Genomic DNA, 15901 nt, shown 5'->3' with positions numbered 1-15901 from the left:
AGGCCGCCGATGAACAGCAACGCTTCAGCAACTACCGAGGACGATTCCCAACTCCAGGGTTCGCGCTACCTGGCTTGCCACGATCTGTTCTGGCCACGTATCGAACTGGGTGTATTGCGTAACCGCCTGCACCTTCCCCCTGAAATCAGCGATACACAACTGGAAGTCGCTGCCAGGGCATCCGTTGAACTGGCAGCGCAGGAATTCGCCCAATGGCGGCGGTGCCTGCGTGAGCGTGGCTACAGGCGGCTCATCGATGTCGCCCGGCACGACCAGGGCAGGGCGCTTTCGACCTGTTACCTGCGGCTGGTGGAAGCGGGTACCCGCAGCGCCTTGGCTCGCCATGTCACCGAGGTTGCCCTGGGCGCGCCATTACGCAAGGAGGTGTCCCATGAATGACATGTTAGAGACAGCCCTGCCGATCCTGGAGCACTTCCAGGACGTTGGCGGGCCGACCAGCCTGGACCTCAATGCCATGTTCGGCGCGATGCTGGGTGCCTGGCTGGTCAGCAGCTCACGACGTCGACTAAGGCATTGGGGCATTCTGAGCAACGATGATCGGTTGAAGGTCTGGCAACGCATGGTCGCCCTGGCATTGGCAGGTGGCGTTGGCTACCTCTTCACGCCATTCGTGCTGTCATTGGTGCCCTCCCTGTCCAGCGGTGTCGCCGCATTTGTCGCAGCCCTGGTAGTCATTCCCATCAGCATCAAGGTCATGCACTGGGTGGACCACGCGGACCTGCAGGACATCATCCGGCGCTGGCGCAAGGGAGGCTAGTTCAATGACTGTCGGGACGGCTTGCAAGCTCTTCAAGGCGACGTTCCAACTGAGAGATCCGCAGCTTGTCCTGCACGGTCGCGCGGATGGTTTGCAGGTCCAGGTCGGACAGCTCCCTCAATTGCACGAGCAGGTCCGCCTCCCAGCCTGACGTCGAGGTATCCGCCTGTGGGGGGGCGGGTGTGCGAGCCTGGTTGCCATCGCCCAACAATAACCAGTCCAGTGACAAATCATGTTGTTCGGCCAGTGCGACACACAGTGAATACGGGATGCGCCCACGCACTTTCCAACTGCTCAGGGTTTGCGGGCTGATCCCCAACGTTTTGGCGAGCTCGATGTCGGTTGTGCAACCAGCAATCAGCTTCAGTCGACTCAATATCGCAGCAATGCAGGTTTTACTCATTGTGAATACCATGGAAGAGTAGTGATAAGATTTGTAGGCAAAGGTATGCAATATGAATATATTGGCGATATCTCACTCAGCGTGGATGGCACGAAATATGGCTGCGATGAAAAGGACTACATATATTTGGGTATGCGCCTACGATAATTGCCACGCAAGATTATGGAGTGATCTGGCGCGATAAGCTAAGAGGGCAGGGCTGCCCGGCTCTGTTGTTGCGATGCGGAAGTATTACTCAATATGAGTATCGTGTGATGGCTGTTGTTTCACTGCGATCAACGTTCATCCCATTACATTGGCAGGATTCCACTCAGCATAGAATGGTAAGTAATATGAATTTGTTGAAAACACTTATAGGTGCATTGGCATATGCTTACTGCAACTGTCGAATTTCCTTACGAGGGCTGTGCGAGGCGCTAAGTATGAGTGTGCAGGGCTGCCTCAAGGTGCTCAGCGGTTCGAAGATTTCCCTGAGGACGGCGGGAGGCTCCTATGAGTAGCTACAAACTGGTATGCCCGCATTGCAGCGGCAAAATGCGGATCCGAACCAGTGAAGGGCGTCACGTCTTTCTCCGGATCGCTTACCTGCAATGCGTCAACGAAGCCTGCGGCTGGTCGGTCCGTGCCCAGTTCGAGATGACCCATGAGTTGTCTCCCAGCGGCATGCCGAACCCGGATGTCCACCTTCCAAGTGCGGGCGGTGAGTTGCGCCGGGCAGCCAATAATCCGGGGCGGCCACGAAAGACCTCCCGCAGCGTTACGACTGCTTCCGGTGCGGCGTGATCGCCAGCGCACCGTAATAAGAACTCCAAAACAAAACACCCCGCATGAGCGGGGTGTTTTGTTTTGGGTGGGTGATCAGCCGATCAGTTGCAGGCCGGCTTGTTGCACCATTTCCAGCAGAGGCTGCGGGTACACACCCAGGACGAAGGCAAGAATCGCGATGGCCAGCAGCATGACGCCGCCGGTGCGCTGTTCCCACTTCAGCGGGGCGTCGTGGCGACGCAGGTTCGGCTCGACCAGGTACAGGGTGACCATGACGCGCAGGTAGTAGTAGACGCCGATGGCGCTACCGATCACCAGGGCGCCGACCAGCCACCACAGGTGCGACTCGACGCCGGTGGCGATGATGTAGAACTTGCCGATAAAGCCTGCGGTCAGCGGGATACCGGCCAGCGACAGCATCATCACGGTCAGTACCGCGGTCAGGTACGGACGGCGCCAGAACAGGCCGCGGTATTCGTACAGGGCATCGGCGTCACGGCCGGCATAAGGCGAAGACATCAGGGTGATCACGCCGAAGGCGCCCAGGCTGGTGATCACGTAGGTGACCAGGTAGACACCGATGGCCTCGGTCGCCAGGCCCTTGCTCGCCACCAGGGCGATGACCAGGTAGCCGAAGTGGGCGATGGACGAGTAACCGAGCAGACGCTTGAGGTTGCTCTGGGTCAGCGCCAGCAGGTTGCCGATGATGATCGAGGCGACGGCGATCACGGCCAGCACAGTGCTCAGCACTCCGCTGCTGGCAGCGGGGGAGAGCATGAACAGGCGCACGACCACGGCGAATACCGCGACCTTGCTGGCGGTGGCCAGGAAGGCGGCGACCGGCGCCGGAGCACCTTCGTACACGTCCGGGGTCCACAGGTGGAAGGGGACCAGCGACAGCTTGAACGCCAGGCCGACCAGCATCATGCCCAGGCCCAGCTGGGCCAGCAGGCTTGGCATGCTGGTGCTGGCCAGGGCCTTGCCGATCTGGTCGAAGGTTAGGCTGCCGGCGTCGGCATACAGCAGGGCCATGCCGAACAGCAGGAAGGCCGAGCCTGCGGCCGAGAGCACCATGTACTTGATGCCGGCTTCCAGCGAACGCTTGTTGAAGAAGGCGTACGCCACCAGGCCGTAGACCGGTACCGACAGCAGCTCCAGGCCGATGAAGAGGCCGGCCAGGTGATTGGCGCTGACCAGCACCAGGCCGCCCAGGGCAGACATCAGCAGCAGCAGGTACAGCTCTTCACGGTTGCCCGGGTAGCCCTTGGCACCTTCGCCCAGGTAGGCGTGGGCAAGGGTGACGCAGGCGAGCGTGGCCACCAGGATCAGGGCCATGTACAGGCAGGCGAACTTGTCGATGGTCACCAGCGAGGTGACCGCCAGCGGCGCGACCTTCAGCGCCGGGAGGATCGACAGCAGGGCCAGGTTAAGGCCCACGGTTGACAGCAGGAAGGTCTGCGAGTGATTGCGCTTCCAGGCGATCGCCAGCATCACCACCACCGTGGTCACGGTGGTGATGAGCATCGGCGCCAATGCGATGAAGTGTTGAGTGGTGAATTCCATAGCGCTCTTACCGGGCCGAAGCGAGTTGAGTGAAAGCGGAACCGAGCCACTGCTGTACACCACTCATGGTGGCAGCAGAGGTGTCCAGGAACGGCTGCGGGTACACGCCCAGCAGGATCAGCAGGCCAGCCAGGCCCAGGACCATGATCAGCTCGCGACCGTCCATGCCGGCCAGGACGGTATCGGCCTTGGCCGGGCCGAAGTAGGCGCGGTGGATCATGATCAGCGAGTAGACCGAACCGAAGACCAGGCCAGTGGTGGCGATCACGGTGATCCACGGTACGCTGGCGAAGCTGCCGATCAGGATCAGGAACTCGCCCACGAAGTTGCCGGTACCCGGCAGGCCCAGCGATGCGGCAGCGAAGAACAGGCTGATCGCCGGCAGGTAGGCGATGCGGTGCCACAGGCCGCCCATCTGGCGCATGTCACGGGTGTGCAGGCGCTCGTACAGCTGGCCGGCCAGGATGAACAGCGCGGCGGCCGACAGGCCGTGGGCCAGCATCTGGATCACGGCGCCTTGCAGGGCCTGCTGGCTGCCGGAGTAGATGCCGATCAGCACGAAGCCCATGTGCGAAACGCTGGAGAACGCGACCAGGCGCTTGATGTCGGTTTGCGCGAAGGCCAGGAAGGCACCATAGAAGATGCCGATCAGGCCCAGGGTCATGGCGATCGGCGCGAACTCGGCCGAGGCGTTCGGGAACAGCGGCAAGGCGAAGCGCAGCAGGCCATAGGCCGCAGTCTTCAGCAAGATACCCGCCAGGTCCACGGAGCCTGCGGTCGGTGCCTGGGCGTGAGCGTCAGGCAGCCAGGAGTGGAACGGCACCACCGGCAGTTTCACCGCGAAGGCGATGAAGAAGCCCAGCATCAGCAGGTACTCGACACCAGCGGGCAGCTCGGCCTTGAGCAGGTCGCTGTAGTTGAAGGTGATGACGCCGGTGGCGTTGTAGTTCACCAGCACCAGGCCAAGGATCGCCACCAGCATGATCAGGCCGCTGGCCTGGGTGAAGATGAAGAACTTGGTCGCGGCGTAGATCCGGGTCTTCTTGCCATCGGCCGAGCTGTGACCCCAGAGCGCGATGAGGAAGTACATCGGCACCAGCATCATTTCCCAGAAGAAGAAGAACAGGAACAGGTCCAGGGCCAGGAACACACCGACCACGCCACCGAGAATCCACATCAGGTTGAGGTGGAAGAAGCCGACGTGACGCTGGATCTCTTTCCAGGAACACAGGACCGACAGTACACCCAGCAGGCCGGTGAGCAGGATCATCAGCAGCGACAGGCCGTCGAGGGCCAGGTGGATGCTGATGCCGAAGCGCTTGATCCACTCGACCTTGTATTCGAGGGTCCAGGCAGGTTCGGCGCCAGGGGCCGGGGCCAGGGTGTAGTCACCGTTACCCCACAGCCACAGGCCGATGCCGAGCAGCAGGGACATGGTCAGCAGCGCGATCCAGCGGGGCAGGGTGGTGCCGAAGCGCTCACCCAGCCAGCACAGGAGGCCGCCGATGAAGGGAATCAGGATCAGCCAAGGCAGAATCATGACGGGTTCGTTTCCTTTCGCAGAGTCGCAAGGTTCGCAAGGTTCATAGTCATACCGCCGCTACTACCACGGCGCCCAGTACCAGCACGGCACCCACGGCGATGGAGGCGGTGTACCAGCGCAGCTGGCCGGTCTCGGTCTTGCTCATGGCAACGTGGCCGCCGCGAGCCATACGAGGAATCAGGCCGATGCTGCGGTCAACCGGGTCCTTGCGCAGGAGGTGGCTGATCAGCAGGTAAGGTTTGACGAACAGCTTGTCGTAGATCCAGTCGAAGCCCCAGGCAGCGAACCACCAGGCCGACAGGACGCGGCCGATGCCGCTGTTTGCGATGGCCGTGACCAGGGTACGTTTGCCCAGGAACAGCACCGCGGCCAGCAGGATACCGGCGATGGCGATGGCACCGGAGACGATTTCCAGCGAGTGCTGGGCTTCGCCACCGGCATGGCCGACGCTCTGCGGCAGCACACCTGCCAGCGGTGGGTGGATCCAGGCGCCGACGAAGGTCGACAGCACGATCAGCACGCCCAGCGGCAGCCAGTGGGAAACCCCGTGGCCGGCATGAGCCTCGGTCTTCGCTTCGCCGTGGAAGGCGATGAAGATCAGGCGGAAGGTGTACAGCGAGGTCATGAACGCACCGACCAGGCCAGCGTACAGCAGGCCGGTGTGGCCGCTGGCGAAGGCTTCCCAGAGGATCTCGTCCTTGGAATAGAAGCCGGCGGTCAGGATCGGCAGGGCAGCCAGGGCGGCGCCACCGACCACGAAGCTGGCGTAGGCCAGCGGCAGCTTCTTCCACAGCCCGCCCATCTTGAAGATGTTCTGCTCGTGGTGGCAGGCGACGATCACCGCACCGGAGGCAAGGAACAGCAGGGCCTTGAAGAAGGCGTGGGTCATCAGGTGGAAGATCGCGCCTTCCCAGGCACCGACGCCCAGGGCCAGGAACATGTAGCCGATCTGGCTCATGGTCGAGTAGGCGAGGATACGCTTGATGTCGGTCTGCACCAGCGCGGCGAAACCGGCCAGGACCAGGGTCACGCCACCGACGATGCCCACCAGGTGCAGGATGTCCGGCGCCAGCAGGAACAGGCCATGGGTACGGGCGATCAGGTAGACGCCTGCGGTCACCATGGTGGCGGCGTGGATCAGCGCCGAGACCGGCGTCGGGCCGGCCATTGCGTCGGCCAGCCAGGTCTGCAGCGGCAGCTGGGCCGATTTACCGACCGCACCACCGAGCAGCATCAGGGTGGCCAGGACCATCCAGGTGTCGCCCGCCTGGAATTTCTGCGGTGCCAGCACCAGCAGTTCCTGCACGTTCAGCGTACCGAGCTGGGCGAACAGGATGAACAGGCCGATGGCCATGAACACGTCGCCGATCCGGGTGACGATGAAGGCCTTCAGTGCCGCGTTACCGTTGTTGCGGTTGCTGTAGTAGAAACCGATCAACAGGTAGGAGCACAGGCCCACGCCTTCCCAGCCGAAGTAGATGAACAGCAGGTTGTCGCCCAGCACCAGGAACAGCATGCTGGCGATGAACAGGTTGGTGTACGAGAAGAAGCGCGAGTAACCGGCTTCGCCGCGCATGTACCAGGAAGCGAACAGGTGGATCAGGAAGCCCACACCGGTGACCACGCCGAGCATGGTGACCGACAGGCCGTCCAGGTAGAGGGTGAAGTTCGGCGCGAAGCCGTCCACCGACATCCACTGCCACAGCAGCTGGCTGTACGCGCCACCTTCAGGCGGCGCGACGTTGAATTGCCAGATCACGTAGGCGGCCACGGCGGCCGAGAGGCCGACGGAGCCGACGCCGATCAGCGCGGACAGGTTCTCCGAGAACCGCCCGCGGGAGAACGACAGCAGCAGGAAGCCGATCAGGGGGAAGACGAAAGTCAGGAAGAGAAGGTTCATCCGCGCATCTCACTGGCAGCATCGATGTCGAGAGTGTGGAAGCGGCGATACAGCTGCAGCAGGATCGCCAGGCCAATGCTGGCCTCGGCGGCTGCCAGGCTGATCACCAGAATGAACATCACCTGGCCGTCGGGTTGGACCCAACGGGCACCGGCGACGATGAACGCCAGGGCAGAGGCGTTCATCATGACTTCCAGGCTCATGAGTACGAAGAGGATGTTGCGGCGGACCATCAGGCCGACCAGACCGAGGCAGAACAGAATACCGGCGACTGCCAGACCGTGCTCGAGAGGGATAGCACCCATGATTTACTCCTTCGCCTCGTTGCGGCCCAGGTGGAAGGCCGTGACGGCTGCGGCGAGCAGCAGCATCGAGGCCAGTTCGACCACCAGCAGGTACGGGCCGAACAGGCTGATGCCCACGGCCTTGGCATCCACGGTGGTACCGCTGATGGCTGCGCCGCTTGGCTCGGCGAACAGCACGTAGAGCAGCTCGAGCAGCAGCAAGGCGGCCAGGACCACAGGCCCCGCCCAGATGCCGGGCTTGAGCCAGCCACGTTCCTGGGCGACCGAGGCCGGCCCGAGGTTGAGCATCATCACCACGAAGACGAACAGCACCATGATGGCGCCGGCATAGGCGATCACTTCCAGGGCGCCGGCGAACGGCGCACCCAGGGAGAAGAAGATCATCGCCACGGAGATCAGGGAAATGATCAGGTAGAGCAGGGCGTGCACAGGGTTGGTGCCGGTCACCACCCGGAGGGTGGAGACCACGGCGATCCCGGATGCGAAGTAGAAAGCGAATTCCATCTTTCTGTCCTTATGGGAGCAAGCTCTTCACGTTGATCGGCTCGGCCTCGTTCTGCGCAGCGCCTTTCGGCTTGCCAGCGATCGCCATACCCGCAACACGGTAGAAGTTGTAGTCAGGGTTCTTGCCGGGGCCGGAGATCAGGAGGTCTTCCTTCTCGTACACCAGGTCCTGACGCTTGAACTCGGCCATTTCGAAATCCGGAGTCAGCTGGATCGCGGTGGTCGGGCACGCTTCCTCGCACAGGCCGCAGAAGATGCAGCGCGAGAAGTTGATGCGGAAGAACTCCGGGTACCAGCGGCCGTCCTCGGTCTCGGCCTTCTGCAGCGAGATGCAGCCAACCGGGCAGGCCACCGCGCAGAGGTTGCAGGCCACGCAGCGCTCCTCGCCGTCGGGGTCTCGGGTCAGGACGATGCGGCCGCGATAGCGCGGCGGCAGGTACACGGGCTCTTCGGGGTATTGCAGGGTGTCGCGCTTGCGGAACCCGTGGGAGAACACCATGGCCAGGCTGCGCAGCTGGGTGCCGGTGCCCTTAACGATGTCGCCGATATACTTGAACATGGGTCAAATCCTCACTGGGCCGCGACGGCTGGCGTGTTGTAGAGCACGATCGCAGCGGTCACCAGCAAATTGATCAGGGTCAGCGGCAGGCAGAACTTCCAGCTGAAGTCCATCACCTGGTCATAGCGTGGGCGCGGAATCGAGGCGCGCAGCAGGATGAACAGCATGATGAAGAATGCGGTCTTGAGGGCGAACCACAGGAACGGAACCTGTGGCAGCAGGCCGAACGGGCCGTGCCAGCCGCCGAAGAACAGGGTCACCAGCAGCGCCGAGATCAGGATGATGCCGATGTACTCACCGACGAAGAACATGCCCCATTTCATGCCGGCATATTCGATGTGGTAGCCGTCGGCCAGTTCCTGTTCCGCTTCTGGCTGGTCGAACGGGTGACGGTGGGTCACGGCGACGCCAGCGATGAAGAAGGTGCAGAAGCCGAAGAACTGCGGAATGATGAACCACAGGTTCTGCGCCTGGTAGTCGACGATGTCGCGCATGTTGAACGAGCCGGCCTGGACCACCACGCCCATCAGCGCAAGGCCCAGGAACACTTCGTACGACACGGTCTGGGCCGAGGCACGCAGGCTGCCGAGCAGGGCGTACTTGTTGTTCGACGACCAGCCGGCGAACAGCACGGCGTACACCGACAGACCCGCCATGGCGAAGAAGAACAACAGGCCGATGTTCAGGTCCGCCACGCCCCACAGCGGGGTGATCGGGATGATCACGAAGGCGATCAGCAGGGCGCTCATGGCCACCACCGGTGCCAGGGTGAAGATCATGCGATCGACGAAGGGCGGGTTCCAGTCTTCCTTGAAGAACATCTTCAGCATGTCGGCAGCGATCTGGAACATGCCGAACGGGCCGACACGGTTCGGACCGTAGCGGTCCTGCCACCAGCCCAGCAGGCGGCGTTCGACGAAGCTGAGCAGCGCGCCGCAGACCACCACCGCCAGCAGGACCACGATGGCCCGGACGACGGTGAGGATCACATCGATCACTTCGGGGGTGAACCAGCTCATTGTGCTGCCTCCTGCAGGCCTTCGACGGATGCGCCGAAGATGGCTGGCGGAATACCGGCCAGGCCTTTCGGCAGGGCGACCAGGCCTGCGCCCAGCTGTTCATTGATGCGCAGCGGCAGGCGCAGAGACACGCCGGCCACGTTCAGGCTCAGCAGGGCACCGTCGTTGACGCCCAGGCGGTCGGCCTCGGACTTGGCCAGGGCCACGTAGGCGGCCGGGATGCGCTCCTGTACCGGGGCTGCGCGGGAGGAGGATTCCTCGCTGCCGAACAGGTGGTAGAACGGCACGGCAGTCCAGGTGCCGCGGGCCGGGTTGAAGGCGCCCGGGATGGCAGTGAACCAGTTCAGGCGATCGCCCTGCGACTCGATCAGGCGTACACCCGGGTCGCCGGCGCGCAGGTGGCCACCGACCTCGTCCTGGAACTTGTTCCAGGCCTGGGGCGAGTTCCAGCCCGGGGACCAGGCGAACGGTACCTGCTGGCGCGGTTCGGCGCTGCCCGAGTAGCCTTCCATGGAGAAGGCGAAGGCGGTGTCCTTGTCCTGCGGGGTGCGCGGCTCGTGCACGCTGATGTTGGCGCGCATGGCGGTGCGGCCGGAGTAGCGCAGTGGCTCACGGGCCAGCTTCAGGCCCTTGATGCGGAACGCAGCGCTTGGCGCGGCATTGACGATGCCGGCCAGCTGCGGCGCGACCTCGGCGCAGGCGCTGGTGACCTGGTCGAGCTGGGTCCAGTCGACCGGCTTGTTCAGCAGGGTGGCACGCAGGGCGTGCATCCAACGCCAGCCTTCGTGGACCAGGATGCTGCTGTCCAGGTACTGCGGGTCGAACACCTGGAAGAAGCGCTGGGCACGGCCTTCCTGGCTGACCAGGGTGCCGTCGCCTTCGGCGAAGGTGGCGGCCGGCAGCACCAGGTGGGCGCGGTCGACGGTCGGGGTCTTGGAGTGGTCGGCGACGATCACTACCTTGGCCGCAGCCAGGGCTGCGTCGACCTTGGCGGCCGGTACGCGGGCGTACAGGTCGTTCTCCAACACCACGATGGCGTCGGCCTTGCCGCTGATGACGGCGTCCAGCGCGGCGTCGACGGACTCACCGCCCATCATGGCCATGCCGAGGCTGTTGGCCTCAGGCACGACCAGGCTCAGCGAGCCGTTCTTCTCGCGCAGCTTCAGGGCCTTGGCGATGTTGGCGGCGGCTTCGATCAGTGCAGGGTCGGCCAGGGAAGTACCGGCGACCACCAATGGCCGGTTGGCGGCGACCAGGGCGTCGGCGATGCGCTGGGCCAGGGCCTTGGCTTCGTCGTCCAGGCCGGCAACGGCAGGCGCGCTCGGGTCGATGGCATGGGCCACGGCGAAGCCCAGGCGGGCGAGGTCGGCGGGGGCGGCGTGCACGCACTCCTCGGCGACGTCGTCCAGCTTGGTTTCAGCCAGGCTGGCGATGAACAGCGGGTACAGCGCGTGCTGGCCGATGTTCTTCACCGCGGCGTCGAGCCAAGGCTGTACGCGCATGGCGTCAGCCATGGCCTCGGCCTTGCCCTTGGTGGCCTGGCGCACGGCCAGGGCGACGCGGGCGGCGGTCTGGGTCAGGTCTTCACCGAGCACGAACACGGCGTCGTGGTCTTCGATGTCGCGCAGGGTCGGGACCGGCAGCGGGCTGTTGTTCAGCACGTCCAGGACCAGGCGTACGCGGGCCAGTTCGCCGGCTTCCATACCCGAGTAGAAGTAGTCGGCGCCGACCAGCTCGCGCAGGCCGTAGTTGCTCTCGAGGCTCGCGCGCGGCGAGCCGATGCCGACGATGGTACGGCCGCGCAGCAGGTCGGCGGCCTTGTCCAGGGCAGCGTCCAGGCCCAGCTTGGTGCCATCGGCCAGATGTGGCTGGCGCGGGCGGTCGGTGCGGTTGACGTAGCCATAGCCGAAGCGGCCGCGGTCGCACAGGAAATACTGGTTGACCGAACCGTTGAAGCGGTTCTCGACGCGGCGCAGCTCGCCGTAGCGCTCACCGGGGCTGATGTTGCAGCCGCTGGAGCAGCCATGGCAGATGCTCGGGGCGAACTGCATGTCCCACTTGCGGTTGTAGCGCTCGGAGTGGGTCTTGTCGGTGAACACACCGGTCGGGCAGACCTCGGTCAGGTTGCCGGAGAATTCGCTCTCCAGCACGCCGTCCTCGACGCGACCGAAGTACACGTTGTCGTGGGCACCATAGACACCCAGGTCGGTGCCGCCGGCGTAGTCCTTGTAGTAGCGCACGCAGCGGTAGCAGGCGATGCAGCGGTTCATCTCGTGGGCGATGAACGGGCCGAGGTCCTGGTTCTGGTGGGTTCGCTTGGTGAAACGGTAGCGGCGCTCGTTGTGGCCGGTCATTACCGTCATGTCCTGCAAGTGGCAGTGGCCGCCTTCCTCGCACACCGGGCAGTCGTGCGGGTGGTTGGTCATCAGCCATTCGACGACGCTGGCGCGGAACGCCTTGGACTCTTCATCATCGATGGAGATCCAGGTGCCGTCGGAGGCAGGGGTCATGCAGGACATGACGATACGACCACGGGTGTCGTTCTCGTCTGTGTACTGCTTGACCGCACATTGCCGGCAGGCGCCGACGCTACCGAGCGCCGGGTGCCAGCAGAAATAGGGGATGTCGAGGCCGAGCGACAGACAGGCCTGTAACAGGTTGTCTGCACCGTTGACTTCGAGCGCTTTGCCGTCTACGTGGATAGTGGCCATGGTTCAAAGTTCTTCGTTGGCCCGCGTGAGCGGGCGTGGCTAATGGAAATCGGTGTGCCTGCGGCGCGCGCTTGGGCGAGCCTGCCGGCGAGCGGATGGCATGGGCCATCCGCGTTTCATCTTGTTATGCGCCGACCACGACCGGCCCGGCCGGGATTGGCTTTGCCAGGTTCGGGCGCAGGGCGTCGCCAGCCGCGGCTGGAGCGACACCGGCCTCGAATTCCGAGCGGAAGTACTTGATGGCGCTGCCCAGTGGCTCCACGGCGCCCGGTGCGTGGGCGCAGAAGGTGCGGCCTGGGCCGAGGAAGTTGACCAGACCCAGCAGGGTCTCGATGTCTTCGGCGCGGCCCTGGCCTTTCTCCAGGGCGCGCAGCATCTTCACGCTCCAGGGCAGGCCGTCGCGGCACGGGGTGCACCAGCCGCAGGACTCACGTGCAAAGAACTCTTCCATGTTGCGCAGCAGCGAGACCATGTTGACGCTGTCGTCGACCGCCATGGCCAGGCCTGTACCCATACGGGTGCCGACCTTGGCGATGCCACCGGCGTACATCTGCGCATCCAGGTGCTCAGGCAGCAGGAAGCCGGTACCGGCGCCGCCAGGCTGCCAGCACTTGAGCTTGTAGCCGTCGCGCATGCCGCCGGCGTAGTCCTCGAACAGCTCGCGGGCGGTGACGCCGAATGGCAGTTCCCACAGGCCCGGGTTCTTCACCTTGCCGGAGAAGCCCATCAGCTTGGTGCCGTGGTCCTCGCTGCCTTCGCGGGCGAGCGACTTGTACCAGTCGTTGCCGTTGGCGACGATGGCCGGGACGTTGCACAGGGTTTCGACGTTGTTCACACAGGTCGGCTTGCCCCACACGCCGACGGCGGCAGGGAAGGGCGGCTTGGAGCGCGGGTTGGCGCGGCGGCCTTCCAGGGAGTTGATCAGTGCGGTTTCTTCACCGCAGATGTAGCGCCCGGCACCGGTGTGCACGAACAGCTCGAAGTCAAAGCCGCTGCCGAGGATGTTCTTGCCCAGCAGGCCTGCGGCCTTGGCTTCCTCGATGGCGCGGTTGAGGTGCTTCGCCGCGGTGGTGTATTCGCCACGCAGGAAGATGTAGCCACGGTAGGCCTTCAGGGCGCGGGCGCTGATCAGCATGCCCTCGACCAGCAGATGGGGCTGTTGCTCCATCAGCATGCGGTCCTTCCAGGTGTTGGGCTCCATCTCGTCCGCGTTGCACAACAGGTAGCGGATGTTCAGGGATTCGTCCTTGGGCATCAGGCCCCACTTCACGCCAGTGGGGAAGCCTGCGCCGCCGCGGCCTTTGAGACCGGAGTCCTTGACGCTCTGCACGATGTCGTCCGCGGACATCTGCGCCAGCGCCTTGCGGGCGGCGGCATAGCCGTTCTTGGCCTGGTATTCCTCGAGCCAGATCGGCTCGCCGTCGTCACGCAGGCGCCAGGTCAGCGGGTGGGTTTCAGCCGAACGCGCAATGCGGTTGGCCGGGCCGAAGGAAGTGATGGTCATACGTAGCCCTCCAGCAATTTGGCAACGCCGGCTGGCTGCACGTCGCCAAAGGTGTCGTCGTCGATCATCAGGGCCGGAGCCTTGTCGCAGTTGCCCAGGCAGCACACCGGCAGCAGGGTGAAGCGCCCGTCGGCCGTGGTCTGGCCCAGGCCGATGCCCAGCTCGCTCTGGATCTGGCTGACCACCGACTCGTGGCCGCCGATGTAGCAGACCATGCTGTCACAGACACGGATGATGTGGCGGCCGACCGGCTGGCGGAAGATCTGGCTGTAGAAGGTGGCCACGCCTTCGACGTCGCTGGCCGGGATGCCGAGCACTTCGCCGATGGCGTAGATGGCGCCGTCCGGTACCCAGCCACGTTCCTTCTGGACGATCTTCAAGGCCTCGATGGACGCCGCGCGCGGGTCCTCGTAGTGGTGCATCTCGTGCTCGATGGCCGAGCGCTCGGTTTCGCTCAGGACGAAACGGTCGGTTTGGATAAGCGTGCTGTTCATGCTTAGCGGTCCACGTCAGCCATAACGAAGTCGATACTGCCCAGGTACGCAATGAGGTCCGCGACCATGCTGCCTTTGATCACCGAAGGGATCTGTTGCAGGTGCGGGTAGCTCGGGGTACGGATCCGGGTGCGGTAGCTCATGGTGCCGCCATCGCTCGTCAGGTAGTAACTGTTGATGCCCTTGGTCGCCTCGATCATCTGGAACGACTCGTTGGCCGGCATGACCGGGCCCCACGAGACCTGCAGGAAGTGGGTGATCAAGGTCTCGATGTGCTGCAGGGTGCGCTCTTTCGGTGGCGGCGTGGTCAGCGGGTGGTCCGCCTTGTACGGGCCTTCCGGCATGTTGCGCAGGCACTGGTCGATGATGCGGATACTCTGGCGCATCTCCTCGACGCGGACCATGCAGCGATCGTAGGCATCGCCGTTGTGGGCCAGCGGTACTTCGAACTCGAAGTTCTCGTAGCCGGAGTAGGGGCGGGCTTTACGCAGGTCGAAGTCGCAACCGGTGGCACGCAGGCCGGCACCGGTGGTACCCCACGCCAGGGCCTCCTTGGTGTTGTACGCGGCAACGCCGATGGTACGGCCCTTGAGAATGCTGTTCTTGAGCGCAGCCTTTTCGTACTCGTCCAGGCGCTTGGGCAGCCACTCGACGAAGTCCTTGACCAGCTTGTCCCAGCCGCGCGGCAGGTCGTGCGCGACGCCACCGATGCGGTACCAGGCCGGGTGCAGGCGGAAACCGGTGATCGCTTCGATCACGGTGTAGGCGCGCTGGCGGTCGGTGAAGGTGAAGAACACCGGGGTCATGGCGCCGACGTCCTGGATGTAGGTGCCCAGGAACAGCAGGTGGCTGGTGATCCGGAAGAACTCGGCCAGCATGACGCGGATGGTGTCGACTTTCTGCGGCACCTTGATGCCGGCCAGCTTCTCGACGGCCAGCACGTACGGCAGGTTGTTCATCACCCCGCCGAGGTAGTCGATACGGTCGGTGTAGGGGATGAAGCTGTGCCAGGACTGGCGCTCGGCCATCTTCTCGGCACCACGGTGGTGGTAGCCGATGTCCGGGACGCAGTCGACGATCTCTTCGCCGTCCAGCTGCAGGACGATCCGGAAGGCACCGTGGGCGGAAGGGTGGTTGGGGCCCAGGTTGAGGAACATGTAGTCCTCGTTGGCGCCATGGCGCTTCATGCCCCAGGCTTCGGGGTTGAAGCGTGCCGATTCCTCTTCGAGCTGCTGCTTGGCCAGGTTCAGGCTGTACGGGTCGAACTCGGTGGCGCGCGCCGGGAAGTCCTTGCGCAGCGGGTGGCCTTCCCAGGTCGGCGGCATGAGGATGCGCGACAGGTGCGGGTGGCCGGCGAAGTCGATGCCGAACATGTCCCAGACTTCGCGTTCGTACCAGTTGGCGTTGGGCCAGATACCGGTGACCGACGGCAGGTTCAGGTCGCCTTCGCTCAAGGCGACCTTGATCATCACGTCGCTGTTACGCTCGACCGACAGCAGGTGGTAGAACACGCTGAAGTCGGCAGCCGGCAGGCCGCGGCGCTGGGTACGCAGGCGCTCGTCGACGCCATGCAGGTCGAACAGCATGCTGTACGGCTTGGCGACGTTGCGCAGGAAGGAGAGGACATCTTTGAGCTGGGCGCGGTTCACCCACAGGACCGGCATACCGGTGCGGGTTTCCTGGGCGACGAAAGCGTCGGCGCCAAAACGGTTGTGCAGTTCGACGACCACATCCTGGTCGTCAGCCTTGTAAGGCGGAATATAAATAGCGGTGTCCGCTGTCATGGTCTCGGTCGCTTTGAGTCAACGTAGAGAATGAAGCCAGGCCGCCGGCTCCTTCCGGAACGGGCGGCA

15 protein-coding genes are annotated in these 15901 nt (G+C 63.9%); 3 read left to right on the top strand and 12 right to left on the bottom strand.

Features of this window, described 5'->3' with window-relative positions; translation table 11 throughout:
• Positions 1-9 precede the first annotated feature (9 nt).
• Positions 10-399 (top strand): head completion/stabilization protein, encoded by a 390-nt coding sequence (locus tag K8374_RS15190; RefSeq protein ID WP_224456251.1) that lies wholly within the window; start codon positions 10-12, stop codon positions 397-399.
• Positions 392-778 carry a hypothetical protein gene (locus K8374_RS15185; protein ID WP_224456250.1) on the top strand — a complete coding sequence of 129 codons (387 nt, stop codon included), beginning with the start codon at positions 392-394 and terminating at the stop codon, positions 776-778. Before K8374_RS15190 ends, K8374_RS15185 begins: the two co-directional genes overlap by 8 nt.
• Before the next feature lies 1 nt (position 779).
• Here K8374_RS15185 and K8374_RS15180 read toward each other — a convergent pair whose 3' ends face one another.
• Positions 780-1181, bottom strand: coding sequence for a helix-turn-helix domain-containing protein (locus K8374_RS15180; RefSeq protein WP_224456249.1), 402 nt, complete (start codon positions 1179-1181; stop codon positions 780-782).
• A 492-nt stretch (positions 1182-1673) separates the two neighbouring features.
• Between K8374_RS15180 and K8374_RS15175 the strand changes: the two genes are divergently transcribed.
• Complete coding sequence (locus K8374_RS15175; RefSeq protein WP_224456248.1) at positions 1674-1964, top strand: ogr/Delta-like zinc finger family protein; 291 nt, start codon at positions 1674-1676, stop codon at positions 1962-1964.
• 75 nt (positions 1965-2039) lie between these two features.
• On the opposite strand, the gene nuoN is transcribed toward K8374_RS15175, so the two are convergent.
• From nuoN to nuoC, 11 genes are all read right to left on the bottom strand, one after another.
• A complete protein-coding gene (gene nuoN, locus K8374_RS15170; protein ID WP_084859178.1) occupies positions 2040-3509 on the bottom strand; it encodes an NADH-quinone oxidoreductase subunit NuoN in 1470 nt (489 codons plus the stop codon).
• A 7-nt stretch (positions 3510-3516) separates the two neighbouring features.
• Positions 3517-5049 carry an NADH-quinone oxidoreductase subunit M gene (gene nuoM, locus K8374_RS15165; protein ID WP_084859177.1) on the bottom strand — a complete coding sequence of 511 codons (1533 nt, stop codon included), beginning with the start codon at positions 5047-5049 and terminating at the stop codon, positions 3517-3519.
• A gap of 49 nt (positions 5050-5098) precedes the next feature.
• A complete protein-coding gene (nuoL, locus tag K8374_RS15160; RefSeq protein WP_224456247.1) occupies positions 5099-6952 on the bottom strand; it encodes an NADH-quinone oxidoreductase subunit L in 1854 nt (617 codons plus the stop codon).
• Positions 6949-7257, bottom strand: a complete 309-nt coding sequence (gene nuoK / locus K8374_RS15155) for an NADH-quinone oxidoreductase subunit NuoK (RefSeq protein WP_008096201.1) — start codon at positions 7255-7257, stop codon at positions 6949-6951. Before nuoK ends, nuoL begins: the two co-directional genes overlap by 4 nt.
• Before the next feature lie 3 nt (positions 7258-7260).
• The gene (gene nuoJ / locus K8374_RS15150) at positions 7261-7761 is read right to left on the bottom strand and encodes an NADH-quinone oxidoreductase subunit J (protein WP_224456246.1); all 501 of its coding nucleotides are present in this window, start codon (positions 7759-7761) and stop codon (positions 7261-7263) included.
• A 10-nt stretch (positions 7762-7771) separates the two neighbouring features.
• Positions 7772-8320 carry an NADH-quinone oxidoreductase subunit NuoI gene (gene nuoI, locus K8374_RS15145; RefSeq protein ID WP_016488223.1) on the bottom strand — a complete coding sequence of 183 codons (549 nt, stop codon included), beginning with the start codon at positions 8318-8320 and terminating at the stop codon, positions 7772-7774.
• Between the two features lie 11 nt (positions 8321-8331).
• A complete protein-coding gene (gene nuoH, locus K8374_RS15140) occupies positions 8332-9339 on the bottom strand; it encodes an NADH-quinone oxidoreductase subunit NuoH (protein WP_084859172.1) in 1008 nt (335 codons plus the stop codon).
• A complete protein-coding gene (nuoG, locus tag K8374_RS15135) occupies positions 9336-12050 on the bottom strand; it encodes an NADH-quinone oxidoreductase subunit NuoG (RefSeq protein ID WP_084859170.1) in 2715 nt (904 codons plus the stop codon). The genes nuoH and nuoG overlap by 4 nt, the downstream gene beginning before the upstream one ends.
• Positions 12051-12174: 124 nt before the next feature.
• Positions 12175-13554 (bottom strand): NADH-quinone oxidoreductase subunit NuoF, encoded by a 1380-nt coding sequence (gene nuoF, locus K8374_RS15130; RefSeq protein ID WP_224456245.1) that lies wholly within the window; start codon positions 13552-13554, stop codon positions 12175-12177.
• Positions 13551-14048 carry an NADH-quinone oxidoreductase subunit NuoE gene (gene nuoE / locus K8374_RS15125; RefSeq protein ID WP_084859167.1) on the bottom strand — a complete coding sequence of 166 codons (498 nt, stop codon included), beginning with the start codon at positions 14046-14048 and terminating at the stop codon, positions 13551-13553. The genes nuoF and nuoE overlap by 4 nt, the downstream gene beginning before the upstream one ends.
• 2 nt (positions 14049-14050) lie before the next feature.
• Positions 14051-15832, bottom strand: coding sequence for an NADH-quinone oxidoreductase subunit C/D (nuoC, locus tag K8374_RS15120; RefSeq protein ID WP_224456244.1), 1782 nt, complete (start codon positions 15830-15832; stop codon positions 14051-14053).
• Positions 15833-15901 lie beyond the last annotated feature (69 nt).

The organism is Pseudomonas sp. p1(2021b) (genome assembly GCF_020151015.1).
Classification (GTDB): Bacteria; Pseudomonadota; Gammaproteobacteria; order Pseudomonadales; family Pseudomonadaceae; genus Aquipseudomonas; species Aquipseudomonas putida_K.
Note: the sequence above shows the minus strand (reverse complement) of the source record. Positions and strands in the feature narration are given on the sequence as shown.

Bases quoted from the DNA above. Each gene is read 5' to 3' on its own strand.
- nuoM (WP_084859177.1), bottom strand. From the start codon at position 5,049: ATGATTCTGCCTTGGCTGATCCTGATTCCCTTCATCGGCGGCCTCCTG.
- nuoI (WP_016488223.1), bottom strand. From the start codon at position 8,320: ATGTTCAAGTATATCGGCGACATCGTTAAGGGCACCGGCACCCAGCTG.
- nuoE (WP_084859167.1), bottom strand. From the start codon at position 14,048: ATGAACAGCACGCTTATCCAAACCGACCGTTTCGTCCTGAGCGAAACC.
- nuoG (WP_084859170.1), bottom strand. From the start codon at position 12,050: ATGGCCACTATCCACGTAGACGGCAAAGCGCTCGAAGTCAACGGTGCA.
- K8374_RS15185 (WP_224456250.1), top strand. From the start codon at position 392: ATGAATGACATGTTAGAGACAGCCCTGCCGATCCTGGAGCACTTCCAG.
- K8374_RS15180 (WP_224456249.1), bottom strand. From the start codon at position 1,181: ATGAGTAAAACCTGCATTGCTGCGATATTGAGTCGACTGAAGCTGATT.
- nuoF (WP_224456245.1), bottom strand. From the start codon at position 13,554: ATGACCATCACTTCCTTCGGCCCGGCCAACCGCATTGCGCGTTCGGCT.
- nuoH (WP_084859172.1), bottom strand. From the start codon at position 9,339: ATGAGCTGGTTCACCCCCGAAGTGATCGATGTGATCCTCACCGTCGTC.
- K8374_RS15175 (WP_224456248.1), top strand. From the start codon at position 1,674: ATGAGTAGCTACAAACTGGTATGCCCGCATTGCAGCGGCAAAATGCGG.
- K8374_RS15190 (WP_224456251.1), top strand. From the start codon at position 10: ATGAACAGCAACGCTTCAGCAACTACCGAGGACGATTCCCAACTCCAG.
- nuoJ (WP_224456246.1), bottom strand. From the start codon at position 7,761: ATGGAATTCGCTTTCTACTTCGCATCCGGGATCGCCGTGGTCTCCACC.
- nuoL (WP_224456247.1), bottom strand. From the start codon at position 6,952: ATGAACCTTCTCTTCCTGACTTTCGTCTTCCCCCTGATCGGCTTCCTG.
- nuoC (WP_224456244.1), bottom strand. From the start codon at position 15,832: ATGACAGCGGACACCGCTATTTATATTCCGCCTTACAAGGCTGACGAC.
- nuoK (WP_008096201.1), bottom strand. From the start codon at position 7,257: ATGGGTGCTATCCCTCTCGAGCACGGTCTGGCAGTCGCCGGTATTCTG.
- nuoN (WP_084859178.1), bottom strand. From the start codon at position 3,509: ATGGAATTCACCACTCAACACTTCATCGCATTGGCGCCGATGCTCATC.